A 24,828-nucleotide genomic window follows, 5' to 3' on the forward strand; every position below is an offset into this window, starting at 1 on the left:
ATCCTCCCACAGCGCCGAAGCCCCTCTAGCTGCCGCGTCTACGAGCCGATGCTCGCCCGCATCGCGGCCAGCACCCGCGTCTCATCGGGCACGCTGGCATCGGGCGCGCCGCCGACGAACACCCGTACCTGGGCGAGCGCCTGGTGGAGCAGCATCTCCAGCCCGGATATGACCGTGCCGCCCGCGGCGAGCCACGACGCCGCGAAGGTGCTGGGCCACGGGTCGTAGGCGACGTCGAAGAGCACCGAACGGCGTCGCACCGCCTCGGGAAACTCGAAACCGGTCTCGCTGTGTCCGGGGATGGTGCTGACGATGGCGTCGGGTGTGCCGAACGCGCCGTGGGGCTCCCCCAGTGTGCTCACGGCGACCGCCGCACCGAGCGAGCGGCCGAGGGCGAGCAGCTCGGCGGCCCTGGCGGGGTCGCGCACCGACACCAGGACGCGGTCGGCGCCGAGTTCGCGCGCGGCGACGAGCGCGGACGCCGCCGTCGCCCCGCCGCCCAGGATCTGCACGCTGCCCAGGCGGTCGACTCCGGCCTCCCGGAACGCCTCTGTCACCCCGTAGACGTCGGTGTTAAACCCGCGGAGGCTGAGGGCTCCGTCGCGGCGGTCGAACAGCACGGTGTTCGCCCCGCCGGTGAGCAGAGCCGTCGAGTCGACCGCGTCGAGCAAGGGAAGCACGTCCCGCTTCAACGGCATCGTGAGCGAGAGTCCGCGCCAGGATTCGTCACGGGATGCGATGTAGTCGGGCAGCGCGCCGCCCGTCACCTCCTCTGCCTCGTACTGCCAGTCGAGTCCTAGCTCGCGGTAGGCGGCGGCGTGCAGCAACGGCGACTTGGAGTGCGCGATCGGAGATCCGAGTACGGCGAGCCGGGTCACCCGCCCGTGTCCCAGTCGGGGTTGTCGCGCAGCCACTGCTGCCAGACCTTGACCGCGGCCTCGTGCTCGGCGTTGGTCGTCGAGAACCGGGTCTCGCCGGTCTCGCCGTTGATGAGCACGAAGTAGAGCCAGGGGCCGGGAACGGGGTTCAGGGCGGCGGAGATGGCGGCGTCGCCGGGCGCGGAGATCGGTCCGATCGGCAGGCCCGGGTTGGCGTACGTGTTGTACGGGTTCGACGCGTCGGCACGCTCTTCGTCTTCGGTGAAGATCGACCCGTTCCCCGTGCCGTAGCTCACCGTGGCGTCCGACTGCAGCAGCATTCCCTGGTCGAGGCGGTTCTGGAACACGCGCGCCACCTGCGGGAAGTCGGCCTCGGGGCCGCCCTCCTTCTGGATGAGCCCCGCCATGGTCAGCACCCGGTGGCGGTCTGCCACGGCGACGCCGGCGGCATCCAACCGGGTGAAGGTCTCTGTGACCAGCCGCTGGAGCACGTCGTGGGCGGTCTGGCCCGGCTCGAACGTGTAGGTCGCCGGGAAGAGGTAGCCCTCGAGGCTCGGAGCCTCGGGCGGCAGTCCGAAGCTCGCGAGGTCCTTCGACGCGGCCTCCAGGTCGGCGAGCGGAAGGCCCGTGCCCTCGGACAGATTCTTCAGCGCGGTGGGGAGCGTCGTCCCCTCGATGATGAGGGCCGATGCTGTGACGTGGTTCGCGGGGTCCTGCAGGGCGGCGAGGGCCGCCTTCGCGCTCATCTCCTTCTGCAGCGTGTAGGTGCCGGGCTGGAAGGTGGGCTCCTCGATGACGAGCAGGTCGTAGAAGGCCTTCGCCGTGAGGGTCACGCCGGCGTCGTGCAGTGTGGCGGCGATGTCCGATCCGATGTCGCCGTCGACGATCTGGATGGTGACCGCCTCGCCGTTGCCCGAGCCCTCGTAGTCGGTGGGCAGCTGCCACCCCATGACCTCGCGCACCTGGGTCTCGTAGTTGGTCCAGGCGAAGAGCGCGACGCCGCCGGCCGCGAGTGCGAGCACGAGCAGGGTGATGAGCGCCCACAGCCAGCCGAGGCGGCGCTTGCGCTTGGGCAGTCCGCCGTACTCTCCCCCGCCGCGTCCGCGCTTCGGTGTCTTCGGCGCCGTCGGGGGTGTGCCGCCCGCTGCCGGCTGGTCCTGCGGCACTTCGCGTTCCCGCCCCTCCGCCTCGCGCAGCTGACGTCTCGTGAGGGGCGCCGCGGCCGTGCTCTTCGGCGCGTCGCCGGGTTGCGAGGTGAAGATCTCGTCCCAGCTGGGGTCGTTGGTCACTGTTTACAGTCCTTCGTCCGGGTCAACGACGACGCCAGGTGGCTGCGCGCTAGAGCGCTCGAAGTCGAGGGCGTGTTGCAAAATTATAACGGCAGCGATCTGGTCGATGACAGAACGCGTCTGTTTGCTGGATTTGCCCGACGTGCGCGCGGCCGCCTGGGCGGACACCGTCGACAGACGCTCGTCGACGAGCCGCACGGGAGTCGCGACGACGGCGCTCAGTCGCTCGGCGAACGCGACGGCGTCCTCGGTCGACGCGGTCCGCCTTCCGGAGAGCGCGAGCGGCAGTCCGACTATGACCTCGGTGACCTCGAGCTCTGCCGCTATCGCGACGAGACGGGCGAGGTCGCCGTCGCCGCGCGGCACCGTCTCCACCGGGGTGGCGAGCATGCCGTGCATATCGCTGCGGGCGACTCCGATGCGCACCGTGCCCACGTCGATGCCGAGACGGACTCCGGACCGCACTAGCCCGCGACTGCCGCGGTGATGGCCTCGAGCGCAGCGCCGATCGCCTGTACGTCGGAGCCACCACCCTGGGCGATGTCGTCTTTTCCGCCGCCGCCACCGCCGAGCACACCGGCGGCCAGCTTGGCGAGCGCGCCGGCCTTCTTGCCGTCGAGACGGGCGGCGTCGTTGGTCGCGACGATCACCGCTGGCTTGCCTGCGACGTCGGCGGCGAGGGCGACGACGGATGCCACGGCTCCGAGTCTCTCGCGGACGCTGGTCACCAGGGAACGCAGCTCGTCGCTGGTGGCGACAGTTCCGACGTTCTGCGCGACGAGGGTCACCGACCCGACCGTGTGCCCGCTGGCGACGAGTGCCGGTACCCGCTCCGAGAGCGCGGCGGCCTCGAACTGGGCGATCCGCTTCTCGGCGGCCTTGAGGCTCGCCAGCAGGTCTCCGATGCGGGTGGAGAGCTGGTCGCGCGGCGTCTTGAGGTTGGTGGTGAGCTCGTTGACGATGGCGCGCTCGGCGGCGAGGTCGCGGAACGCCTCGTAGCCGACGAGCGACTCGATGCGACGGTTCGCCGATCCGACCGACGTCTCGCTGACGAGGTTGATGAGCCCGATCTCCGCCGAACTGGCGACGTGCGTGCCCGCGCAGAGCTCGAGCGACCATGGGCCGCCGATCTGCACCACGCGCACGGTCTCGCCGTACTTCTCGCCGAACAGGGCCATGGCACCGAGCGACTTCGCCTCGTCGAGGTTCATGATCTTGGTGTCGACCTCGAGGTTCTCGCGCACCTTGAGGTTGGCGATCTCCTCGATCTCGCTGCGCGTCTCGTGCGACAGCGCCTGGTTCCAGGAGAAGTCGAGGCGCATGTAGCCGGCCTTGTTGTACGAGCCGCTCTGGTGGGCCTCCTGGCCGAGCACCTGGCGCACCGCAGCGTGGATGAGGTGCGTCGCCGAGTGTGCCTGCGTCGCGCCGCGGCGCCACTCGGGGTCGACGATGGTCGTGGCAGGGGCGCCGACCGAGACCTCGCCCGTCGTCACCTGCACCTTGTGGCTGGTGAGTCCCTTGACGGGGCGCTGCACGTCGAGCACTTCGAGCTCGAAGCCGTCGCCGACGATGGTTCCCGCGTCGGCCTCCTGGCCGCCCGACTCCGCGTAGAGCGAGGTCTCGGCGAGGATCACCTCGGCGATCTGCCCGACGCTCGCGCTCGTCACCGACGCGCCGTCGACGATGAGCCCGAGGATCATCGACTCGGTCTGCAGGTACTCGTAGCCGGTGAACACGGTCTCGCCGTGCGCCCGGAAGTCGCCGTACACCGAGAGGTCGGCGAGGTGGCTCTTCTTCGATTTCGCGTCGGCCTTCGCCATGGTGCGCTGCTGCATCATCAGCGCGTCGAAGGCGTCGCGGTCGACGGTGAGACCCGCCTCGTCCGCCATCTCGAGCGTGAGGTCGATCGGGAACCCGAACGTGTCGTGCAGCAGGAAGGCGGTGTCGCTCGCGAGTTCCTTGGCGCCGTCGGTCTTCGTCTTGGCGACGGCGAGGTCGAGGATGCTGGTGCCGCTGGCGAGGGTGCGCAGGAACGCCTCCTCCTCGGCGAGGGCGAGCCGTTCGATGCGGGCGTACTCGGTCTCCACCTCGGGGTAGGAGTGCTTCATCGCGTCGCGGGAGGCGGGGAACAGCTCGGTGAAGCTGGGGGCGTCGACGCCGAGGAGGCGCATGGAGCGGATCGTGCGGCGCATCAGGCGGCGCAGGATGTAGCCGCGGCCCTCGTTCGACGGCGTGACGCCGTCGGACATCAGCATGAGCGACGAGCGCACGTGGTCGGCGATGATGCGCATGCGCACGTCGTCGTCGTGGTCGGCGCCGTAGCGGCGGCCGGAGATCGCGGCGGCGCGGTCGAGCACGGGGCGCACCTGGTCGATCTCGTACATGTTCTCGACGCCCTGCTTGAGGAACGCGACCCGCTCCATGCCCATGCCGGTGTCGATGTTCTTCTTCGGCAGCTCGCCGAGGACCTCGAAGTTCTTGCCGCTGCCCTCGCCGCGCAGGTACTGCATGAAGACGAGGTTCCAGATCTCGACGTAGCGGTCGTCGTCGGTCGCCGGACCGCCGTCGGCGCCATACTCCGGCCCCCGGTCGAAGAAGATCTCGGATGACGGACCGGCCGGTCCCGGCTGTCCGGTTGACCAGTAGTTGGTGTCCATGTCGAGTCGCTGGATGCGCTCGTCGGGGAGTCCGGCGATGGTCTTCCAGTGCCTGACTGCCTCGTCGTCGTCCTTGTAGACGGTTACCCAGAGGTCCTTCTCCTGGAAGCCGAGGCCGCCGTCGCTCTCCGACGAGGTGAGGAGCTCCCAGGCGTACGCGATCGCCTGCTCCTTGAAGTAGTCGCCGAAGGAGAAGTTGCCGTTCATCTGGAAGAACGTGCCGTGGCGCGGCGTCTTGCCGACCTCTTCGATGTCGAGGGTGCGGATGCACTTCTGCACGCTCGTGGCGCGGGGATACGGTGCGGGCACGAGACCGGTGAGGTACGGCACGAAGGGCACCATGCCTGCGACGGTGAACAACAGCGTGGGGTCTTCGCTCACGAGGGAGGCGGACGGCACGACGGTGTGACCGCGATCTCCGAAGTAGGTGAGCCAACGGCGGTGAATGTCTGCGGTCTGCATGAGGTCCTGGTGTGCGTGAGCGAACCGGCCCGAGGCCGGTTCGCAGGTGAGAGGTGGGGTTACTTGATGTCTGCGACGGCGGCGCGCAGTTCTGCCTCGCGCTGCTTGTAGCCGTCGACCACTGCGTCGCCGAAGTCGTGCGCCTTGGCGTTCACGTCGTCGAAGAACTGCTTGCCCTGCGGGGTCTTGGCGATCTGGTGGGCCGCGACGAAACCGACGCCGACGCCGACGATGAGCCACAGTACGTTTTTCATGGGTGTCTCCCTAAAGATGAGTGTCCAGCTTACTTCTTCGAGCGTCGGCGCCCCGTGCCCGGGATGCCTCCGCTGAAGGCGGCGCGGACGCCGGCCGAGAAGGCGGCCACCTTGATGAGCGGGCCGCCGACGGATGCCGCGAACAGCGACACAAGGGCCGTCACGTTTCCGGTCGTCTCGGCGATGTCGCCCGTGATGGTGTCGATGCGCACGAGCTGCTTGTTGGACTCGCTGATCGTCGTCGTCGCCTCTTCGAGAAGCGGCGTCACGTTGTCGCTCAGCTCGCGGATGGCCCGACCGGTCTCGTCGAGTACCCGGCCCAACTTGACGAGCGGGATAGCGAGCAGCGCCACGAGGATCGCGAATATGCCGGCTGCGATAAGTCCGGCGATGTCTCCACCAGTCATGGTTCTCTCCTAGTTAGCGTGGCGTTCTGCCAGCAATCACCCTAACCGGCGTGCGAGGTCTCCGCCGCCCCGGGACGCAGAAGAGGGCCGCGGCTTTCGCCACGGCCCTCTTCGGATTCGTACTCGGTACTTAGCGGGCTGCGTAGTACTCGACGACGAGCTGGACTTCACAGGTCACGGGGACCTCGACGCGCTTCGGGCGGCGGATGAGGCGCGCCTGCAGCTTGTCGATCTCGACCTCGAGGTACGGGGGGAGCTTCGGCAGGAGGTCGACGTGACCACCGGCTGCTGCGACCTGGAAGGGCTCGAGGCCTTCGCTCTTCTCGTGCACGTGCACGAGCTGTCCCGGCTTGACGCGGAACGACGGGCGGTCGACGCGCTGGCCGTCGACGAGGATGTGGCGGTGCACGATCAGCTGGCGGGCCTGGGCGGTCGTACGGGCGATCGCGGAACGCACGAGGATCGCGTCGAGACGCATCTCGAGCTGCTCGACCAGGTTCTCACCGGTCAGGCCGGCGGCACGACGTGCCTCTTCGAACTGGATCTTGAGCTGGGCCTCGCGAATGCCGTACTGGGCACGCAGACGCTGCTTTTCGCGAAGACGGACGGCGTAGTCGCTGTCCTGCTTGCGCTTGGTGCGGCCGTGCTCACCCGGAGCGTAGGGACGCTTCTCGAGGTACTTGGCTGCCTTCGGCGTGAGGGCGATGCCCAGGGCGCGCGACAGGCGGGTCTTGCTACGGGTACGTGACTTAGTAGACACAGTGTCCTTTTCAGATAAATCCAACATTGGCAACCGGCTGCTCGCGAGCACTCGTGCGCGCGCAAAACAGGTCCGATGAAAGTAGAGGGATTTGCCGCGGAGACCGGTCGGCTACAGACCAGATGCTCCTTGACCGGATATTCGCAGCAGCCGTGCGCGAACAACCGATATCAGGCGGGGTCAAGATTAGCACAACCAGACGCCCGCGCTCACTTGCCTCGCACGATCCTCCGCAGTTTGGCCCAGCGGGCCGACACCTCGCGCTCGTTGCCGTGCTCGGTCGGCCGGTAGTACTTCGCGCCGAGCAGTTCGGTCGGCGGGTACTGCTGCTCGACGACTCCTATGTCGTAGTCGTGGGGGTAGAGGTACCCCTTGCCGTGGCCGAGCTTCTTCGCGCCCGCGTAGTGGGCGTCGCGGATCGGCTTCGGGACGCGGCCGATCTTGCCGGCGCGGACATCCGCTATCGCCTGGTCGATGCCGATGTACGACGCGGGAGACTTCGGCGCCGTCGCGAGATACACCACGGCCTGCGCGAGCGGGATGCGCCCCTCGGGCATGCCGATGAACTGCACGGCGTCGGCGGCGGCGACCGCGATGACGAGGGCCTGGGGGTCGGCGAGTCCGATGTCTTCCGACGCGCTGATGATGATTCGACGGGCGATGAACCGCGGGTCCTCCCCCGCCTCGATCATGCGCGCGAGGTAGTGCAGCGCCGCGTCGGCGTCGGAACCGCGCACCGACTTGATGAACGCGCTGATCACGTCGTAGTGCTCGTCGCCCTGCCTGTCGTAGCGGAGCAGCGCCCGGTCGACCGCGCGCGATACGACCTCGCCGGTCACGACCGGCAGCCCTGACGGCGCACCCGCCTCGACGGCGTCGTCGACGGCCGTGTCGTCGCCCTCGTCGTCGTCGTCATCGTCGTCGCGCCCGGCGAGATCGAACTCGGCCTGGGCGGCGACTGACTCGCCCGAGGCGCTGAGGGCGGATGCCTCGAGTGCGGTCAGAGCGCGCCTCGCGTCGCCGGAGGCGAGGCGGATGATCGCCTCCCGACCGCTCGGGTCGAGCACCACCTTGCCGTCGAGGCCGCGCGGGTCGGACACGGCGCGGTCGACGACGGCCCCGAGGTCGTCGTCGGTGAGCTGGTCGAGCGTGAGCAGGAGCGACCGGGAGAGCAGCGGAGAGATGACGGAGAAGGAGGGGTTCTCGGTCGTGGCGGCGACGAGGATGACCCAGCCGTTCTCGACGCCGGGGAGCAGGGCGTCTTGCTGGGCCTTGGTGAATCGGTGGATCTCGTCGAGGAATAACACAGTGGAGATGCCGTAGAGATCCCGTCGCGACAGCGCCTCCTCCATGACCTGACGCACGTCGCGCACGCCGGCGGTCACGGCGGACAGCTCGACGAAGTTGCGGCCCGAGCTGTGGGCGACCAGTTTGGCCAGAGTGGTCTTACCCGTGCCGGGCGGTCCCCAGAGGATGATCGACACCGAGCCCTGCTCCCCCGACTTGTCGGTGGCGAGGCTGACGAGCGGAGAACCCGGGCGCAGCAGGTGACGCTGCCCGGCGACCTCGTCGAGCGACGTGGGGCGCATGCGCACCGCGAGAGGAGTCGCCCCGCTGCGGAGACCTGGCTGGGCGTTCATACCCGCAATGCTAACCGCGGCGACCGACGCTCATTTGGCCGCCCAGCCCCCGGCATCGTAAAGTGCAGGAGGCATCGGCCGGTCGAGTGTTCTCTGGAGGAACTGTGGCAACGAGTAGAAACCAGGAACGCGAAGCGCGCGAGGCGCGCGACAGACTCGCTCTGTACAACGCGCGCACGTCGGTGCATGCTCACCAGGTCACGCGTCGCCGTCGCGACAACATCATCGCCGGCCTCGCCGCCCTCGTCGTCATCGGTCTCGCGGCCGGCGCCCAGATCTTCTACTTCTCCGGCGGGCCCGGCACCCCCGTCGCCACTCCGAGCGCCACGGCCACCCCGGAGGCCGAGGAGGGCGAGAACGTCGGCGCCGTACCCGACGCGGACACCGCCGAGGCCCGCACGTGGACGGGCGAGCTGACGCTCAACGACATCCCGCTCGGCATCTCCCTCGACGGAGCAGCCGCGCCCCAGGCCGTCGCTTCGCTCATCGGCGACATCCAGAATGGATATCTCGTCGGGAAGACCTGTCACCGGCTCGTGGACAACGAGGGATTCAAGGTCCTGCAGTGTGGCTCGGTCGATGGCACAGGAGCCAGCGACCCCTCGTACTCGTTCGGACCGATCGAGAACGCCCCCGCCGACAACATCTACCCCACGGCGACCATCGCCATGGCTCGTGCGGGTGACGACGCCTACAGCAACGGCCACCAGTTCTTCATCGTCTTCGGCGACACCACGATCCCCAGTGACAGCGCGGGCGGCTACACCGTCGTCGGCACGGTGACGAGCGGCCTCGACGCACTGCAGGCGGGCATCGTCTCGGGTGGTATCACCGGCGGCGTCCCCGACGGTCCGCCGGTCGTGCCGACGACCATCACGGCGGCGACGATCCAATAAGAGACGCATTCGATATTTGCGCACGATGCCAGTGGCATAGGCTGGTTCCCGGTCAGTGAGCAGCCGCTGACACGAGAAGCAAGGTGAAATCACGTGGTATCAAACGATCAGGCTCCCTGGGGACGCGTTGACGAGACAGGAACTGTCTACGTTCGCGAGGAATCCGGCGAACGCGCCGTTGGGCAGTACCCCGATGGCAGCCCCGAAGAAGCACTCGCATACTTCGAACGCAAATACGTAGAGCTCGCCGGACAGGTGACGCTGCTCGAGCAGCGCACCAAGCGTGCCGCCTCGGCGACCGACGTCGCGAAGGCGGTCAAGGCGCTCTCCGGCACCATCGCCACCGCGAACGCCGTCGGAGACCTCGCGTCGCTGCAGCGACGCCTCGAGGCACTCAGCGGCGCGGTGAACGAGCTCACCGAGAAGCAGAACGAGGAATCGAAGGCCGCGGTCGCATCCGCCGTCGCAGAACGCACCGCCCTCGTCGTCGAGGCCGAGACGCTCGCAGCGCAGGACCCCGCGAAGGCACAGTGGAAGCAGGTCACCGCGGCGATCGACGACATCTTCGCCCGCTGGCAGAAGCACCAGGCCGACGGCCCGCGTCTTCCCAAGAACGAGAGCAACGACCTCTGGAAGCGATTCCGCGCGGCACGCTCCACGATCGACACGCACCGCAAGGCGTTCTTCTCCGAACTCGACGCCGTGCACCGCGACGCGCGCACGCGCAAGCAGGAGCTCGTAGAGAAGGCCGAGGCGCTCGTCAGCAAGGGCGCCGACGGCATCCCCGCGTACCGCGCGCTGCTCGACGAGTGGAAGCTCTCCGGCCGGGCCGGCAAGAAGCTCGACGACTCTCTCTGGGCGAAGTTCAAGGCCGCGGGCGACGAGCTCTACTCGGCGAAGTCCGAGGTCGAGGCGGTCGACAACGTCGAGTTCGAGGCCAACTACGCGCTCAAGCTCGAGCTCCTCGACGAGGCCGAGCCGCTGCTGACCGCTACCGACCGGGTCAAGGCGAAGGAGACGCTCACGTCGATCCAGCGTCGCTGGGACAAGATCGGCAAGGTTCCGCGCGACAAGGTCAAGACCGTCGACGAGCGCCTTCGCAAGGTCGAGGCCGCCGTGCGCAAGCTCGACGACGACCACTGGCAGAAGAGCAACCCCGAGAAGCAGGCCCGGTCCGAGGGGCTCGCGAGCCAGCTGCAGGACGCCATCGCGAAGCTCGAGCGGGAGCTCGACGACGCCAAGGCGAACGGCGACAAGAAGAAGATCGCCGAGGCCCAGGAGGCGCTCGACGCCCGCAAGCTCTGGCTCGGCGCGATCAAGAACTAGCGGGACAGGCGGCGGTCTTTCCACAGCCCGCCGCTCTGCACCGGTTTCACCCGGACGGGAGCGATGCCGGCCGCACGACCACAGGATGGTCGTATGGCCAGCCTCGCCCCCGTTCTGCGTGTCGGAGACCTTCCGCTGGCCGAATTGTGCGCCGCCCGACTCGACGGCGAGCTGGTCGGGGTCGACGAATGCTTCAGCCCGATCGACGTGCACACCGGTCCGTTCCAGCGCGCGACCGCCCTCGCCGGAGCGTGGGCGCCCCGGCTCATCGCCGAGCAGCGCACGGCCGCCTGGGTGTGGGGCGCGACCCCCGACTCCCCCGCCCGGCATCAGCTCTGCGCGAGCATCGGGGCCCGAGCCAGGGCGCACATCCCGCAGCGCGGCGTCGTGCGGGAGGTCGTCATCGACGACGACGAGATCGTGGCGCTCGGATCGGTACGGGTCACGGCGCCCCTGCGCACCGTCACCGATCTGGCGAGGTTCAGCGCCGAGTTCGCCGAGGCCGAGGCGGGAATCGTGCGGCTGCTCCTCGCGGGCGCCGGCCTCGACCTCGACGACTGCGCACGGGCGCTCGACCGCCGACGCAATCTGCCGGCGAAGAAGCTCGCGTTGGCGCGGCTGCGGTGGGCGTGCTCGAGCTCCTAGCCGAAGCGCCTGTGGTGCCGGCTCCTACCCGGAGTTCACCCTGTACACGTCGTAGACGGCGTCGATGCGCCGAACGGCGTTGAGCACCCGGTCGAGGTGTGTGGTGTCGCCCATCTCGAAGACGAAGCGCGAGATGGCCAGCCGCTGGTTCGACGTGGACACGGTGGCGGAGAGGATGTTGACGTGGTTCTCGCTGAGCACGCGGGTCACGTCGGAGAGCAGGCCGGAGCGGTCGAGTGCCTCGACCTGGATCTGCACGAGGAACAGGCTCTTCGAGGAGGGCGCCCATTCCACGTCGATCATGCGCTCGGGCTCGGTCATGAGCTCCTTGACGTTCTTGCAGTCTCCGCGGTGCACCGAGACGCCCGCGCCCCGGGTCACGAAGCCGACGATCGCGTCGCCGGGCACCGGGGTGCAGCACTTCGCGAGCTTCACGAGGATGTCGGGGGCTCCGCGGACCAGCACGCCGGAGTCGGCGTTGCGCATCTTGCTCGACCGGCGCTGCGAGGCGAATGTGAGCTCTGAGTCCTCGTTGTCGGCCTCTGTCGCGATGCTCGCGACGACCTTCTCGATCACCGACTGGGTCGAGACGTGTCCCTCGCCGACGGCGGCGTACAACGCCGAGACGTCTTCGTAGCGCAGCTGCGAGGCGACGTCGTTGAAGGAGTCCTGGCTCATCAGCTTCTGCAGGGGCAGGTTCTGCTTGCGCATCGCGCGGGCGATGGAGTCCCTGCCCTGCTCGATGGCCTCGTCGCGACGTTCCTTGGTGAACCAGCCGCGGATCTTGCTGCGGGCGCGCGGGGACTTGACGAAGTTGAGCCAGTCCTGGCTGGGGCCGGAGTCGGGGTTCTTCGAGGTGAACACCTCGACCGAGTCGCCGCTGTTCAGCTCGCTCTCGAGCGGCACCAGCCGGCCGTTGACCTTGGCGCCCATCGTGCGGTGGCCGATCTCGGTGTGCACGGCGTAGGCGAAGTCGACCGGGGTCGCGCCGGCGGGCAGGCCGATGACCTTGCCCTGCGGCGTGAAGACGTAGACCTCTTTCGCGCCGATCTCGAAGCGCAGCGAGTCGAGGAACTCGTCGGGGTCGCTGGTCTCGGCCTCCCAGTCGGAGATGTGCGCGAGCCAGGCCATGTCGCCGTCGTCCTGCAGGGCTGTCGAACCGCCGCGGCCGCCGTTGACGCGCTCCTTGTACTTCCAGTGCGCCGCGACGCCGAACTCGGCGCGCTGGTGCATCTCCTGGGTGCGGATCTGGATCTCGACCGGCCGGCCCTGCGGTCCGATCACCGTGGTGTGCAGCGACTGGTACAGGTTGAACTTCGGGGTGGCGATGTAGTCCTTGAAACGCCCGGGGATCGGGTTCCAGCGTGCGTGGATCGATCCGAGGACCGCGTAGCAGTCTCGTACGGAGTTCACGAGCACGCGGATGCCGACGAGGTCGTAGATCTCGTCGAACTCCCGGCCGCGCACGATCATCTTCTGGTAGATCGAGTAGTACTGTTTCGGCCGGCCGGCGACGGAGCCCTTGATCTTCGCGGCCTTGAGATCGTCGTTCACCGACTCGATGACCTGCTGCACGAACTCCTCGCGCTGCGGGGTGCGCTGTCGGACGAGGCTCTCGATCTCGACGTAGAGCTTCGGGTAGAGCACCGAGAAGGAGAGGTCTTCGAGCTCCCACTTGATGGTCTGGATTCCGAGTCGGTGCGCGAGGGGCGCGTAGATCTCGAGGGTCTCCTTCGCCTTGCGGGTCGCCGTCTCCTCGCTCACGAAGCCCCAGGTGCGGGCGTTGTGCAGGCGGTCGGCGAGCTTGATGACGAGCACCCTGATGTCCTTCGACATCGCGACGACCATCTTGCGCACCGTCTCGGCTTGCGCGCTGTCGCCGTACTTGAGCTTGTCGAGCTTCGTGACGCCGTCGACGAGCATGGCGATCTCGTCGCCGAAGTCGTGTCGGAGCACGTCGAGCGCGTAGTCGGTGTCTTCGACGGTGTCGTGGAGCAGCGCCGCCGCCACGGTCTTCGAGCCGATGCCGAGGTCGGCGAGGATCTGCGCGACCGCGACCGGGTGGGTGATGTACGGCTCGCCGCTGCGGCGCTTCTGCCCGCGGTGGGCGAGCTCCGCGGTGGCGTAGGCGCGTTCGATCAGGGCGATGTCGGCTTTGGGGTGGTGCAGCCGCACTGTCTTGATGAGACGGTCGACGGCACCCGCGGGCTGGGCTCGCGAGAAGATCCGCGGAATCAGGCTGCGCAGAGACGCCGTGGTGGGTGTTGTCTCGGTCATACGCGCCTCATCCGCCAATTGTAATCGCGCGTCAGACTGTCGGCTCGGTGACTGACACCTTCTGGCTGGCCTCGCCGCGGGCGATCATCAGGCGCTTGGTGCGCTTGAGGATGTCCGGCTCGTTCTCCCGCAGCTGCGCGTAGAGCGGCGCGGCGATGAAGATCGTCGAGTAGGTGCCGACCAGAATGCCGATGAACAGCGAGAGGGCGATGTCGCGGAGGGTTCCGGCCCCGAGCACCACTGCTCCGATGAACAGGATCGCGCCGACGGGCAGCGCGGCCACCACGCCGGTGTTGATCGAGCGCACGAGGGTCTGGTTAACCGCCAGGTTGACGGACTCGCCGAAGGTGCGGCTCGAGTTGTCGCCGTCCTCCGCGGTGTTCTCACGGATCTTGTCGAACACCACCACCGTGTCGTAGAGCGAATAGCCGAGGATCGTGAGGAACCCGATCACCGCCGACGGCGTGATCTCGAAGCCGAGGATGCCGTACACGCCCGCGGTGATGATGATGTCGTGCAGCAGCGAGACGATGGCGGCGACCGACATCTTCCAGGTGCGGAAGTACAGGGCCATCACGATGCCGGCGAGGATGATGAACACCACGAGGGCGCGGATGGCGGACTGCGTGATGTCTGCGCCCCACGACGGGCCGATGAACGACGAGGTCACCTGGGTGGCGGGAACGTCGAACGTCTCGGCGAGTGCGCCGGCGAGCTCGGTGGACTCCTTCTGAGTGAGCTGCTCGGTCTGGACACGGATGCCGTTGTCACCGACCGTGGTGACGCGAGGCGAAGCATCCGGAACCACGGATTCCACGGTCTCGGTCGCCACATTCTGATTCTGGATCGGGTCTTCGTCGAGGTTCGCGATCTCGGAGACCTGGAACTCGGATCCGCCGCGGAACTCGATGCCGAAGACGAAGCCGCCACGGATGGCGGGGCCGATGATCGAGATCAGGATCATCACCGCCGCGATGATGTACCAAATGCGGCGGTTGCCGACGAAGTTGAACGACCGGGCCCCCGTGTAGAGATCGTTGCCGAATTTGGCCATGCCGCCCATCAGGAATCCTTCCCGTCAACCTTGGTGGTGCCTGTCTTGGTCGAGCCCGTGCCGGCGAGTTCCGCCGCTTTGCGCTCGGCGATGGTCTGGCGTCGTGCCGCCTCTTTGCTCGCACCGCTCTTGGTGGTGACGGTGGGAGTGCGGAACTGCGCGCGCCCACGGTAGACGGCTCCAAGTGCGTTCGGGTCGAGCCCGCTGAGCGGGTGCCCGCTGGAGAAGTACTTCGTCGTCGCGAGCAGCTGCAGCACGGGGTGGGTGAAGAGCACCACGATGATCACGTCGATGATCGTCGTGATTCCGAGCGTGAGCGCGAAGCCGCGGACGTTGCCGACGGCGAGCACGAACAGCACGACGGCGGAGAGCAGGTTGACGGCCTTCGCGGCGAAGATGGTGCGCAACGCGCGCTTCCAGCCGGCCTCGACCGCCGACACGAGCGCGCGACCGTCGCGCAGCTCGTCGCGGATGCGCTCGAAGTAGACGATGAACGAGTCGGCCGTGAATCCGATGGCCACGATCAGGCCGGCCACTCCGGCGAGCGACAGGCGGTAGCCCTCGCGCCACGACAGGATCACGATCACGAAGTAGGTGACGACTGCGGCAACGAAAAGCGAGGCGACGGTGACCAGACCGAGAAGCCGGTATTGGAAGAAGGAGTAGATGAAGACGAGGATGAGCCCGATGAGCCCGGCGATGAGGCCGCTCTGCAGCTGCGCGGAACCCAGCGTCGACGAGATGACCTCGGAGCTCTGCACCTGGAAGCCGATCGGCAACGCGCCGAACTTCAGCTGGTCGGCGAGGGCCTTGGCCTCCTCCTGCGTGAAGCTTCCGCTGATCTGCGGCTTGCCGTCGGTGATCGCCGCGTTGGTCGACGGCGCCGAGATCACACGGCCGTCGAGCACGATCGCGAACTGGTTGCGCGGGTCTCCGACGCCGTAGCCGAAGAGACGCGTCGTCACGTCGGAGAACTGGTCGGTGCCCTCGGAGTTGAAGACAATGTTGACGCCCCAGGCGCCCGTGCTGACGCCCTGGCTGTTGAGGACGAGGCCGCTGGAGGCGTCGCTGATGGTGGAGCCGGCGACCTCTGTCGGGCCGAGGATGTACTTGTAGGTGCCGGTCGGGTCGCACGTGACGAGCGGTTCGTCGGCGGGAGCGACGTTGGCGCCCTCTGCGTCGAGGTCGTCGCAGTTGAAGTTCGCGTACTGGTCGGACAGGGCGGGAGTGATCCAGTTGGCGTCGCTCGCGTCGGTCGGAGAGACGCTCGGCGTCGACTCGAGCGGCGGTGCGGCTGGATCCGTCGGCTCGGGGGTCGCTGTCGTGCCGTCGGCGCCGACGGCGCTCGTGGTGGCGGCCTCGGTGGCGAGCACCGGGCGGAACTCGAGCTTCGCCGACGACTGGATGCGGTCGAGCGTCGCCTGGTCGGGCGTGCCCGGGATGGAGACGACGACGTTCTGGTTGCCCTGCGTGGTGATCTCGGCCTCGGAGACGCCGCTGGCGTCAATGCGCTGGCGGATGATCGAGACGGCCTGGTCGAGCTGCTCGCTCGACACCTCCTGGCCGCTCTCGAGCTGGGCGGCGAGGACGATCTGCGTACCGCCCTCGAGGTCGAGGGCGAGCTTCGGGGTCCACGACCAGCCGGCGGTGGCGACCCCGATACCGTTGACGCCGATCAGTGCAGCGATGAGAACGGCAAGCCAGGCCAGCGAACGCCAGGCCTTCTTTACCGGGGTGGTTCTTGCCACGTACGGACTCAGCTTTCTATGACTGTTCGAGCGCGGTCGCGCCGGACACGAAGCTGGCGCCCTCGCGGACGCCAGCACCCAAGGCTAGTGGTTACTCGTCGACCTTCTTGGTCGTGCGACGAACGGGCTTCTTGACGGGCTCGTCGACGACGGGGGTGTCTTCGGTCTTGCCGCCGACGACGGTGTCGCCCACGACGGTGTCGTCCGCGGTGGTCGTCGTGGAGAGCTCGCCGAACTCGGGTGCGCCGGCCTTCTCTCTGGCCTCCGCCTCGCGGTTCGCGATCTCCATCGCCTCTTCGACCGAGCGAGGAGCGCCTTCGACGGCCTCGGTCTCGGTGACGACCTTGGCGAGCGTCTGGCGGTGCACGCGCACGATGTTGCCGGGCGAGGTCTCGATCTCGGCTACGTTGCTGATCTCGTCGACCGACACCAGCGTGCCGAAGAGACCGAAGTTGGTCATGACCTCGACGCCGGGAACGATCTGCGCCTTGAGCTCGGCCTGCTTGGCCTTGGCCTTGCGGCTGTTGCGGAACGCGTAGATGACGAACAGCGCGAGTACGACGACGAGCGCGATGTTTAGAAGGGTGTCATTCATGGGAAAACCTCTCGGGGGTGCGTGGGGGCCGCGTCAGTCTATGCGAGTCGGCTGACGATGGTATGCGCGCATCTGTGCGCACGAAAGTGGGGCCACTGTGAATTATAGGTCATCCCCGAAGAGGCCCTGGTTGTGCTTTGTGAGCCCGAAGTGCTTCCATGCCTCCCGCGTAGCGACGCGGCCGCGTGGAGTGCGGATGAGGAGTCCGATTCGCACGAGGAACGGTTCGACGACGGCTTCGATCGTCTCGGCCTCTTCACCGACGGATACGGCCAGGGTGTTGAGTCCTACCGGTCCCCCGTCGAAGCGGTTCAGCACGATGTTCATCACCGCTCGGTCGAGGCGGTCGAGGCCGAGCTCGTCGACGTCGTACAGCTCGAGGGCGGCGTTCACGGCGGCGATGCCTGCTCCCTCGCCGGTCACGATGGCGTAGTCGCGCACCCGGCGCAGGAGCCGGTTCGCGATGCGCGGCGTGCCGCGGCTGCGGCCGGCGATCTCGTGCAGTGCGGGCCGCGCGATGTCGAGCTGCAGCATCGAGGCCGCGCGCACCAGCACCTGCTCGAGTTCGCTGGTCTCGTAGAACTCGAGGTGGGCGGTGAATCCGAATCGGTCGCGCAGCGGGTTGGGCAGCATGCCGGAGCGGGTGGTGGCGCCGACGAGCGTGAACGGCGCGAGGTCGAGCGGGATCGAGGTGGCCCCGGCGCCCTTGCCCACCATGATGTCGATACGGAAGTCCTCCATCGCCAGATAGAGCATCTCCTCTGCGGAACGCGCCATGCGGTGGATCTCGTCGATGAAGAGCACCTCGCCCGGCACGAGGGACGAGAGTACGGCGGCCAGGTCGCCGGCGTGCTGGATGGCCGGCCCGCTCGACATGCGCAGCGGCCGGCCGCTCTCGTGCGCGACGATCATGGCGAGCGTGGTCTTGCCGAGGCCGGGCGGGCCGGCGAAGAGGATGTGGTCTGCCGTGCGGCCCTGCATCGAGGCGGCGGTGAGCAGCAGCTCGAGCTGGCCGCGCACCTTCTGCTGGCCGACGAACTCGGCGAGCGACTGCGGGCGCAGCGCCCCCTCGAACGCGAGTTCCGCGTCGGACTCGGGCTCGGAGCTCACGATGTCTTCTGCCGCGCTCATTTGCTGCCCACCTGCTGCGGTCCGAGGGCTGCGAGGGCGAGGCGGAGCAGGCTCGGCATGGTCTCGCGCTCGAGGCCGGTGGCGGAGGCGAGGGCGTCGTCGACGGCGACGAGGGCCGTGCGCTCCGGCCAGCCGAGGCCGACGAGGGCGGAGAGCACGCTGTCGCGCACCGGAGTGGCCTCGGGGGTGGCCTCGGCGCGGGCCACGGGCGACACGGCGAGCTTGCCGGCGAGCGACACGACGATGAGCTTGGCGGTCTTGGGCCCGATGCCGGAGACCTTGCGGAACGCGGCGTCGTCTTCTGACGCGATGGCGCGCGCGATCTGGTCGGGGTCGAGCACGGCGAGCACCCCCATGGCGCTGCGGGGGCCGACTCCGGTGACGCTGCGCAACAGGTCGAACACGACCAGTTCGTCGGCCTCGGCGAATCCGAACAGACTGAGGTCGTCTTCACGCACGATGAGGGCGGTGCGCACCGTCGCCTCGGACCCGACGCGCAGCGTGAGCCCGTGGCGCGGGGTCACCTGGACGGCGAGCCCCACACCCCCGACCTCGATGACGGCGGTGGAACCCTGGACGGCGAGCACTGTGCCCCGCACGGAAGAAATCATGCACCCAGCCTACGTTTGGCCGCCGACTCGGCCGCGCGCCACGCGCTCTGCGCCGGAGTGAGCCCGCCCTCGGCCCCTGAACCCGTCGGAGGGGAGCCGCCCACGTTCCCTGAGCCTGTCGAAGGGGTGCCCGTCGAAGCGCGCGCCGCCGCGACTCCCCCGCGCCACGCGTGGCAGATGGCGAGCGCCAGAGCGTCGGCGGCGTCCGCCGGCTTCGGCACCTCGTCGAGGCCGAGGATCTTGGCGACCATCGTGCCGACCTGGGCCTTCTCGGCCGAGCCGTAGCCCGTCACGGCGGCCTTCACCTCGCTGGGCGTGTGCAGGCCGACCGCGAGCCCGCGCGACGCGGCCATGTGCAGCGCGACGCCGCTGGCCTGGGCGGTGCCCATCACGGTGCGCAGGTTGTGCTGAGCGAACACCCGTTCGAGCGCGACGGCGTGCGGCGCGTGCTGGTCGATGAGAGCGCCGAGCTGCTCGCCGATGATCAGCAGACGCTGCTCGAGGGCCATCTCCGGAGGGGTGCGGATGACTCCGAAGTACACCAGCGTCGCCTTACGCGTCGACGTGACATCCACCACTCCCACGCCGCACCGGGTCAGTCCTGGATCGACACCCAGCACCCGGAGCGACACCGTTTAGTCTTCGTCCAGCTGGGCCTGGACCTCGGCGGTGATCGCGAAGTTCGCGAAGATGTTCTGCACGTCGTCGGAGTCTTCGAGCGCGTCGATGAGACGGAAGATCTTGCGGGCCGTCTCGGCGTCGACGTCGATCGTGAGGTTCGGCACGAACTCGAGCTCTGACGAGTCGTAGTCGATGCCGGCCTCCTGCAGAGCGGTGCGCGTGGACACGAGGTGCGAGGGGTCGGTGATGACCTCGAAGCCGCCGCCGTGGTTCTTGACCTCTTCGGCTCCGGCGTCGAGGACCGCCTCGAGGATGTCGTCTTCGGTGACGCCGTCGACGGCCGTGATCGAGATGACACCCTTGCGGCTGAAGTTGTAGGCGACGCTGCCCGGGTCGGCCATGGCGGCGCCGTTGCGCGTCACCGTGGCGCGCACGTCGGCGGCGGCACGGTTCTTGTTGTCGGTGAGACACTCGATCAGCATCGCGACTCCGCCGGCTGCGTAGCCTTCGTAGATGATGGTGGTGTACTCGACAGACTCACCGCTGAGTCCCGCTCCACGCTTGACGGCGCGGTCGATGTTGTCGTTGGGCACCGAGGTCTTCTTGGCCTTCTGGATGGCGTCGACCAGGGTCGGGTTGCCCGAGAGGTCTGCACCGCCCATCTTGGCTGCGACTTCGATGTTCTTGATGAGTTTGGCGAACGACTTTGCACGGCGCGAATCGGTGATCGCCTTCTTGTGCTTGGTGGTTGCCCATTTGGAGTGGCCTGACATGCTGAATATTCTAGCCAACGAGGCGGCCGCGGGCTGCCAGCCACTCAGGTGAGCCGCACTCCCGCCGACTTGAGTTCGAGAGCGGCGAGGGCGCGCATCACGGTGGCGTCACCACGCCGCCACGCCGCGGTCGGGTCGCTGTCGACGGCGGCGAGTTCGGGGAGCCGCTGGTTCGTGAGCGCGCGGAGGGCGAGCAGGTCGAGCGCGACGCCGGAGCGCGCGAGCGTGCGGGCCTGCCCCGCGCGGCGCATGAAGCGGAGGCGCGGCACGAGCCAGATCACGAGGATCATCAGCACGGGCACGAGGGCGATGCCCCAGCCGAGCCCGGTTGCGAGGTCGGCGACCGCCGCCTGCTGGCTCTGCCCGGCGGACTCGAGGGTCGCGCCCGCCGAACTGGCGCTGTCGAAGGGACCGCGGATGCCGCCGCCGATCAGCGGCACGCCGCCCAGGTTGTCGCCGACGTCGGTCATCGTCGATCTGAAGCCCGCGCCCGCCTGCTCCATCTGCACGCCGAAGTCGGTGAGGCCGATCACGAGCGAGTAGACGAAGGCGCCCAGCCAGATCCACGCGGCGATCGCCGCCACAGCGAGCACGTCGACGGTGATCTGGCGGGAGCGGTGGGCGGCAAAGTCTGAGTACGGCTTCATTCCCCCATGATCGCCGGTCAGGCGCGGGTGCGCACCTTCTCGAGGAAGTACTCGTGGAACCGGGTCTCCCCCGTGATCTCCGGGTGGAAGGCCGTGCCGAGCAGGTTGCCCTGCTCGATCGCGACGATCCGGCCGTCATCGAGGGCGGAGAGCACCGTCACGGCGTCTCCGACGCGCTCGACCACCGGCGCGCGGATGAAGACGGCGTGAACCGCGGGTTCGCCGAGCGCCGGTACGTCGAGGTCGGTCTCGAACGAGTCGAGTTGCGAGCCGAAGGCGTTGCGACGCACGGTCACGTCGAAACCGCCCAGAGTCTGCTGTCCGTCGATCGCGTCGAGAACCGAATCGGCGAGCATGATGAGACCGGCGCACGTGCCGAAGACGGGCAGTCCGGATGCCACGGCGGACTTCAGCGGGTCGGCCAGACCGAAGAGACGGCTGAGCTTGTCCATCACGCTCGACTCACCCCCGGGGATGACGAGTCCGCTCACCCGCTCGAGGTCCTCGGGCCGACGCACGGGGATCGCGTCGGCACCGAGTTCCTCGAAGACCGCGAGGTGTTCGCGGAAGTCGCCCTGCAGGGCGAGAACCCCGATCGGTGCGGTGGACTGGCTGCGCGAGCGGTTACCAGCCACGCTCGGCGAGGCGGTGCGGTGCCGCGAGGTCGGCGACGTTGATGCCCACCATGGCCTCGCCGAGGCCACGCGACGCCTGGGCGATCACGTCGGCGTCGTCGAAGAACGTGGTCGCCTTCACGATCGCTGCCGCGCGCTGCGCCGGGTTGCCCGACTTGAAGATCCCCGAGCCGACGAACACGCCGTCTGCGCCGAGCTGCATCATGAGCGCGGCGTCGGCGGGAGTCGCGACTCCGCCGGCGGTGAACAGCACGACGGGCAGCTTGCCGGTGCGGGCGATTTCGAGCACGAGCTCGTACGGCGCCTGCAGCTCCTTCGCCGCGACGTAGAGCTCGTCGTGGGTCTTGGCCGACAGCGCGGCGATCTCGCCCTTGATGGTGCGGATGTGCTTGGTCGCCTCCGAGACGTCGCCGGTGCCTGCCTCGCCCTTGGAGCGGATCATGGCCGCTCCCTCGTTGATGCGACGCAGCGCCTCGCCGAGGTTGGTCGCGCCGCAGACGAACGGCACGTTGAACTGCCACTTGTCGATGTGGTTGACGTAGTCGGCGGGGCTCAGCACTTCCGACTCGTCGATGTAGTCGACCTTGAGCGACTGAAGGATCTGCGCCTCGACGAAGTGGCCGATGCGCGCCTTCGCCATGACCGGGATCGACACGGCCTCGATGATGCCGTCGATCAGGTCGGGGTCGCTCATGCGGGCGACGCCGCCCTGAGAGCGGATGTCGGCAGGGACGCGCTCGAGCGCCATGACGGCGACGGCTCCTGCATCCTCGGCGATCTTCGCCTGCTCGGCGTTGACGACGTCCATGATGACGCCGCCCTTCAGCATCTCGGCCAGTCCACGCTTGACGCGGCTGGTGCCCTGCTGGTCTGTCGTTTCGCTAGTGCTCATGGTTCCTAATTCTACTGGTGCGGTGGAGAGGAGAGTGGGGCCAGGCTTTCGTCGGCTCAGGCTTTCGTTGGCTCAGGCTTTCGTTGGCTCAGACGGGCCAGGCTGCGGCGACCTCGGCCCGCACGTCGCCGAGCAGACGGGGCAGCGCCTTGGTGCCCGCGATGATGGGGAAGAAGTTCGCGTCCTGCGACCACCGGGGCACGACGTGCTGGTGCAGGTGGTCGGCGATTCCCGCGCCGGCGACCTCGCCCTGGTTCATCCCGATATTGAAGCCGTGGGCACCCGACGTCGCCGTGAGCACGCGCATGGCGATCTGGGTGAGGCTGGCGATCTCGGCGACTTCCGCATCGTCCGCGTGGTCGTACGTCGACACGTGGCGGTACGGCACGACCAGCAGGTGGCCGCTGTTGTAGGGGAACAGGTTGAGCAGCACGTAGGCGTGCGTTCCGCGAGCGACGATGAGCGCCTGCTCGTCGCTCAGCGTGGGTGCGATGCAGAACGGGCACACGTCGGTGCCGGGCTTCTGACCGGCCTGGATGTAGGCGATGCGGTGCGGGGTCCACAGTCGCTGGAACGCGTCGGGAACCGCAGCGAAGTCGTCGAGTGACTCGACGTTCTCGTATTCGGTTCCGTCGTAGTCCTTCACTAGACCTGGGCCTTCGTCGTGATCGCCTCGAGGATGCGGTCGATCGCCTGCTCGACGGGGATGCCGTTCTCCTGGTGTCCGTCGCGGAAGCGGAAGCTGACCGCGTTGTTCGCGCGGTCGTCCTCTCCCGCGATGAGCTGGAACGGGACCTTCTGCAGCGTGGCGTTGCGGATCTTCTTCGGCATACGGTCGCTCGAGGAGTCGAGCTCGACGCGCACACCCTTCGCCTTGAGCTTCGCGAGGACCTCCCACAGGTAGTCCTCGTACTGCTCGGCGACGGGGATGCCGATCACCTGCACGGGCGACAGCCAGACGGGGAACGCTCCGGCGTAGTGCTCGAGCAGGATGGCGAAGAAGCGTTCGATCGAGCCGAGGAGGGCGCGGTGGATCATCACCGGCTGCTGGCGGGTGCCGTCGGAAGCGGTGAACTCCAGGTCGAACAGTTCGGGCTGGTTGAAGTCGAGCTGCACGGTCGAGAGCTGCCAGGTGCGTCCGATCGCGTCGCGCGCCTGCACGGAGATCTTCGGTCCGTAGAAGGCGGCTCCCCCCGGGTCGGCGACGAGCTCGAGCCCGGAGGCCTCCGCTACCTCGCGCAGGGTGTCGGTCGCCGCATCCCACTGCTCGTCGGTGCCGACCGACTTCGCGGGGTCGCGGGTCGACAGTTCGAGGTAGAAGTCGGTGAGGCCGTATCCGCGCAGGGTCTCGAAGACGAACTCGAGCTGGCTCGCGACCTCGTCCTTCACCTGGTCCTGCGTGACGTAGATGTGGGCGTCGTCCTGGGTGAGGCCGCGCACCCGCGTGAGGCCCTGGAGGGTGCCGCTCTTCTCATAGCGGTAGACGGTGCCGAACTCGGCGAGGCGCAGCGGGAGCTCGCGGTAGCTGCGGCCGCGCGCCTTGAAGATGAGGTTGTGCATCGGGCAGTTCATGGGCTTGAGGTAGTAGTCCTGGCCCTGGCGAGTGACGTTGCCCTCCGCGTCGACCTCCTCGTCGAGATGCATGGGCGGGAACATGCCCTCGCGGTACCAGTTGAGGTGCTGGCTGGTCTCGAACAGGTGGCCCTTGGTGATGTGCGGCGTGTTGACGAGGTCGTAGCCGTGGGCGAGCAGGCGCTCGCGCATGTAGTTCTCGATCTCGGCGCGGATGATGCCGCCCTTGGGGTGGAAGACCGCGAGCCCGGAACCGATCTCCTCCGGGAACGAGAACAGGTCGAGTTCCTGGCCGAGCTTGCGGTGGTCGCGCTTGGCGGCCTCCTCGAGTCGCGACTGGTAGGCGCGCAGCTCGTCCTTCGTCGCCCAGGCGGTGCCGTAGATGCGCTGCAGCTGCTTGTTCTTCTCCGAGCCGCGCCAGTAGGCGGCCGCGGTGCGCTGCAGTGACCAGCCGTTGCCGATGAGACGGGTTGACGGCAGGTGCGGGCCGCGGCACAGGTCGCTCCAGTAGACCTCTCCGGTCTTCGCGTCGACGTTGTCGTAGATCGTGAGCTCGGCGCCGCCGACCTCGACGCTCTCGTTGTCGGTGCCGAGCTCGATGGCCTCGGCAGCGCCGTCCGCGCCGCCCTTGAGTCCGATGAGCTCGAGCTTGTACGGCTCGTTCGCGAGCTCGATCCTCGCCGCATCGGCGGTAACCACACGACGCTGGAAGCGCTGGCCCTGTTTGACGATGCGTTCCATGGCCTTGTCGATGGCCTTCACGTCTTCCGGGGTGAACGGCGTCTCGACGTCGAAGTCGTAGTAGAAGCCGTCGGTGACGGGCGGGCCGATGCCGAGCTTCGCCTCGGGGTTGATCGACTGCACGGCCTGCGCCATGACGTGGGCTGCGGAGTGGCGGAGGATGTTCAGCCCGTCGGGGCTGGAGATCTCGACGGGCTCGACGGTGTCGGTCTCGCTCACGGTAGTGGCCAGGTCCCTCAATTCGCCATTGACGCGCATGGCAACGATGCTGCGCTCGGTGAATAGGTCGAATCCTGTTTTCTGGTCACTCATTCTGA

The 24,828-nt window shown here is 68.0% G+C and carries 24 protein-coding genes; 3 read left to right on the plus strand and 21 right to left on the minus strand.

Going from position 1 to position 24,828, the window contains the following annotated elements; genetic code table 11:
• Positions 1 to 38: 38 nt before the first annotated feature.
• The 8 genes from ABIE21_RS04455 to ABIE21_RS04490 all read right to left on the minus strand — a co-directional run bounded on the left by ABIE21_RS04455 (position 39) and on the right by ABIE21_RS04490 (position 8,347).
• Complete coding sequence (locus ABIE21_RS04455) at positions 39 to 878, minus strand: shikimate dehydrogenase (RefSeq protein ID WP_354023568.1); 840 nt, start codon at positions 876 to 878, stop codon at positions 39 to 41.
• Complete coding sequence (gene mltG, locus ABIE21_RS04460; protein ID WP_354023569.1) at positions 875 to 2,167, minus strand: endolytic transglycosylase MltG; 1,293 nt, start codon at positions 2,165 to 2,167, stop codon at positions 875 to 877. Before mltG ends, ABIE21_RS04455 begins: the two co-directional genes overlap by 4 nt.
• Before the next feature lie 3 nt (positions 2,168 to 2,170).
• Entirely contained in the window at positions 2,171 to 2,632 is a 462-nt protein-coding gene (gene ruvX / locus ABIE21_RS04465; RefSeq protein WP_354023570.1) for a Holliday junction resolvase RuvX, read from the minus strand.
• On the minus strand, positions 2,632 to 5,286 hold the full coding sequence (gene alaS / locus ABIE21_RS04470) for an alanine--tRNA ligase (protein WP_354023571.1): 2,655 nt from the start codon (positions 5,284 to 5,286) through the stop codon (positions 2,632 to 2,634). Before alaS ends, ruvX begins: the two co-directional genes overlap by 1 nt.
• Before the next feature lie 59 nt (positions 5,287 to 5,345).
• Positions 5,346 to 5,540, minus strand: a complete 195-nt coding sequence (locus tag ABIE21_RS04475; RefSeq protein ID WP_354023572.1) for a hypothetical protein — start codon at positions 5,538 to 5,540, stop codon at positions 5,346 to 5,348.
• A 29-nt stretch (positions 5,541 to 5,569) separates the two neighbouring features.
• Positions 5,570 to 5,947: a DUF948 domain-containing protein gene (locus ABIE21_RS04480; protein WP_354023573.1), complete on the minus strand. Its 378-nt coding sequence runs from the start codon at positions 5,945 to 5,947 to the stop codon at positions 5,570 to 5,572.
• A gap of 130 nt (positions 5,948 to 6,077) precedes the next feature.
• Entirely contained in the window at positions 6,078 to 6,734 is a 657-nt protein-coding gene (rpsD, locus tag ABIE21_RS04485) for a 30S ribosomal protein S4 (protein ID WP_354023574.1), read from the minus strand.
• A 182-nt stretch (positions 6,735 to 6,916) separates the two neighbouring features.
• Positions 6,917 to 8,347, minus strand: coding sequence for a replication-associated recombination protein A (locus tag ABIE21_RS04490; RefSeq protein WP_354023575.1), 1,431 nt, complete (start codon positions 8,345 to 8,347; stop codon positions 6,917 to 6,919).
• 104 nt (positions 8,348 to 8,451) lie between these two features.
• Between ABIE21_RS04490 and ABIE21_RS04495 the strand changes: the two genes are divergently transcribed.
• The 3 genes from ABIE21_RS04495 to ABIE21_RS04505 all read left to right on the plus strand — a co-directional run bounded on the left by ABIE21_RS04495 (position 8,452) and on the right by ABIE21_RS04505 (position 11,214).
• The gene (locus ABIE21_RS04495) at positions 8,452 to 9,243 is read left to right on the plus strand and encodes a peptidylprolyl isomerase (RefSeq protein ID WP_354023576.1); all 792 of its coding nucleotides are present in this window, start codon (positions 8,452 to 8,454) and stop codon (positions 9,241 to 9,243) included.
• A 93-nt stretch (positions 9,244 to 9,336) separates the two neighbouring features.
• Positions 9,337 to 10,569, plus strand: coding sequence for a DUF349 domain-containing protein (locus ABIE21_RS04500; protein ID WP_354023577.1), 1,233 nt, complete (start codon positions 9,337 to 9,339; stop codon positions 10,567 to 10,569).
• A 93-nt stretch (positions 10,570 to 10,662) separates the two neighbouring features.
• A complete protein-coding gene (locus ABIE21_RS04505; RefSeq protein WP_354023578.1) occupies positions 10,663 to 11,214 on the plus strand; it encodes a hypothetical protein in 552 nt (183 codons plus the stop codon).
• Positions 11,215 to 11,238: 24 nt separating this feature from the next.
• Here ABIE21_RS04505 and ABIE21_RS04510 read toward each other — a convergent pair whose 3' ends face one another.
• The 13 genes from ABIE21_RS04510 to thrS form a co-directional block, all read right to left on the minus strand.
• On the minus strand, positions 11,239 to 13,491 hold the full coding sequence (locus tag ABIE21_RS04510) for a RelA/SpoT family protein (protein WP_354023579.1): 2,253 nt from the start codon (positions 13,489 to 13,491) through the stop codon (positions 11,239 to 11,241).
• Between the two features lie 31 nt (positions 13,492 to 13,522).
• Positions 13,523 to 14,554: a protein translocase subunit SecF gene (secF, locus tag ABIE21_RS04515; protein WP_354023580.1), complete on the minus strand. Its 1,032-nt coding sequence runs from the start codon at positions 14,552 to 14,554 to the stop codon at positions 13,523 to 13,525.
• Positions 14,554 to 16,293 carry a protein translocase subunit SecD gene (gene secD / locus ABIE21_RS04520; protein ID WP_354023581.1) on the minus strand — a complete coding sequence of 580 codons (1,740 nt, stop codon included), beginning with the start codon at positions 16,291 to 16,293 and terminating at the stop codon, positions 14,554 to 14,556. The genes secF and secD overlap by 1 nt, the downstream gene beginning before the upstream one ends.
• A 91-nt stretch (positions 16,294 to 16,384) precedes the next feature.
• Entirely contained in the window at positions 16,385 to 16,888 is a 504-nt protein-coding gene (locus ABIE21_RS04525; RefSeq protein WP_354023582.1) for a preprotein translocase subunit YajC, read from the minus strand.
• Between the two features lie 102 nt (positions 16,889 to 16,990).
• Positions 16,991 to 18,019, minus strand: coding sequence for a Holliday junction branch migration DNA helicase RuvB (ruvB, locus tag ABIE21_RS04530; RefSeq protein WP_354023583.1), 1,029 nt, complete (start codon positions 18,017 to 18,019; stop codon positions 16,991 to 16,993).
• Complete coding sequence (gene ruvA / locus ABIE21_RS04535; protein ID WP_354023584.1) at positions 18,016 to 18,630, minus strand: Holliday junction branch migration protein RuvA; 615 nt, start codon at positions 18,628 to 18,630, stop codon at positions 18,016 to 18,018. Before ruvA ends, ruvB begins: the two co-directional genes overlap by 4 nt.
• Positions 18,627 to 19,262 (minus strand): crossover junction endodeoxyribonuclease RuvC, encoded by a 636-nt coding sequence (ruvC, locus tag ABIE21_RS04540; protein WP_354023585.1) that lies wholly within the window; start codon positions 19,260 to 19,262, stop codon positions 18,627 to 18,629. The genes ruvA and ruvC overlap by 4 nt, the downstream gene beginning before the upstream one ends.
• A gap of 3 nt (positions 19,263 to 19,265) precedes the next feature.
• Positions 19,266 to 20,024, minus strand: coding sequence for a YebC/PmpR family DNA-binding transcriptional regulator (locus ABIE21_RS04545; protein WP_354023586.1), 759 nt, complete (start codon positions 20,022 to 20,024; stop codon positions 19,266 to 19,268).
• Between the two features lie 44 nt (positions 20,025 to 20,068).
• Positions 20,069 to 20,671, minus strand: coding sequence for a hypothetical protein (locus ABIE21_RS04550; protein WP_354023587.1), 603 nt, complete (start codon positions 20,669 to 20,671; stop codon positions 20,069 to 20,071).
• Between the two features lie 17 nt (positions 20,672 to 20,688).
• Positions 20,689 to 21,306, minus strand: coding sequence for a pyridoxal 5'-phosphate synthase glutaminase subunit PdxT (pdxT, locus tag ABIE21_RS04555; protein ID WP_354023588.1), 618 nt, complete (start codon positions 21,304 to 21,306; stop codon positions 20,689 to 20,691).
• Positions 21,296 to 22,198 carry a pyridoxal 5'-phosphate synthase lyase subunit PdxS gene (pdxS, locus tag ABIE21_RS04560; RefSeq protein WP_354023589.1) on the minus strand — a complete coding sequence of 301 codons (903 nt, stop codon included), beginning with the start codon at positions 22,196 to 22,198 and terminating at the stop codon, positions 21,296 to 21,298. The genes pdxT and pdxS overlap by 11 nt, the downstream gene beginning before the upstream one ends.
• Before the next feature lie 88 nt (positions 22,199 to 22,286).
• Positions 22,287 to 22,844: an HIT family protein gene (locus tag ABIE21_RS04565; protein ID WP_354023590.1), complete on the minus strand. Its 558-nt coding sequence runs from the start codon at positions 22,842 to 22,844 to the stop codon at positions 22,287 to 22,289.
• Positions 22,844 to 24,823 carry a threonine--tRNA ligase gene (gene thrS / locus ABIE21_RS04570; RefSeq protein ID WP_354023591.1) on the minus strand — a complete coding sequence of 660 codons (1,980 nt, stop codon included), beginning with the start codon at positions 24,821 to 24,823 and terminating at the stop codon, positions 22,844 to 22,846. The genes ABIE21_RS04565 and thrS overlap by 1 nt, the downstream gene beginning before the upstream one ends.
• Positions 24,824 to 24,828: the final 5 nt, after the last annotated feature.

The organism is Conyzicola nivalis (genome assembly GCF_040548875.1).
In the GTDB taxonomy this organism is placed as follows: domain Bacteria; phylum Actinomycetota; class Actinomycetes; order Actinomycetales; family Microbacteriaceae; genus Conyzicola; species Conyzicola nivalis_A.

What these genes read in the sequence shown, in the direction of transcription:
- alaS (WP_354023571.1), bottom strand. Translation starts at nt 5,286, where the DNA reads ATGCAGACCGCAGACATTCACCGCCGTTGGCTCACCTACTTCGGAGAT.
- ABIE21_RS04490 (WP_354023575.1), bottom strand. Translation starts at nt 8,347, where the DNA reads ATGAACGCCCAGCCAGGTCTCCGCAGCGGGGCGACTCCTCTCGCGGTG.
- ABIE21_RS04480 (WP_354023573.1), bottom strand. Translation starts at nt 5,947, where the DNA reads ATGACTGGTGGAGACATCGCCGGACTTATCGCAGCCGGCATATTCGCG.
- pdxS (WP_354023589.1), bottom strand. Translation starts at nt 22,198, where the DNA reads ATGAGCACTAGCGAAACGACAGACCAGCAGGGCACCAGCCGCGTCAAG.
- ABIE21_RS04525 (WP_354023582.1), bottom strand. Translation starts at nt 16,888, where the DNA reads ATGAATGACACCCTTCTAAACATCGCGCTCGTCGTCGTACTCGCGCTG.
- ruvA (WP_354023584.1), bottom strand. Translation starts at nt 18,630, where the DNA reads ATGATTTCTTCCGTGCGGGGCACAGTGCTCGCCGTCCAGGGTTCCACC.
- ABIE21_RS04505 (WP_354023578.1), top strand. Translation starts at nt 10,663, where the DNA reads ATGGCCAGCCTCGCCCCCGTTCTGCGTGTCGGAGACCTTCCGCTGGCC.
- rpsD (WP_354023574.1), bottom strand. Translation starts at nt 6,734, where the DNA reads ATGTTGGATTTATCTGAAAAGGACACTGTGTCTACTAAGTCACGTACC.
- ABIE21_RS04475 (WP_354023572.1), bottom strand. Translation starts at nt 5,540, where the DNA reads ATGAAAAACGTACTGTGGCTCATCGTCGGCGTCGGCGTCGGTTTCGTC.
- ABIE21_RS04510 (WP_354023579.1), bottom strand. Translation starts at nt 13,491, where the DNA reads ATGACCGAGACAACACCCACCACGGCGTCTCTGCGCAGCCTGATTCCG.
- secF (WP_354023580.1), bottom strand. Translation starts at nt 14,554, where the DNA reads ATGGGCGGCATGGCCAAATTCGGCAACGATCTCTACACGGGGGCCCGG.
- ABIE21_RS04545 (WP_354023586.1), bottom strand. Translation starts at nt 20,024, where the DNA reads ATGTCAGGCCACTCCAAATGGGCAACCACCAAGCACAAGAAGGCGATC.
- ruvB (WP_354023583.1), bottom strand. Translation starts at nt 18,019, where the DNA reads ATGAGCGCGGCAGAAGACATCGTGAGCTCCGAGCCCGAGTCCGACGCG.
- ABIE21_RS04550 (WP_354023587.1), bottom strand. Translation starts at nt 20,671, where the DNA reads ATGAAGCCGTACTCAGACTTTGCCGCCCACCGCTCCCGCCAGATCACC.
- thrS (WP_354023591.1), bottom strand. Translation starts at nt 24,823, where the DNA reads ATGAGTGACCAGAAAACAGGATTCGACCTATTCACCGAGCGCAGCATC.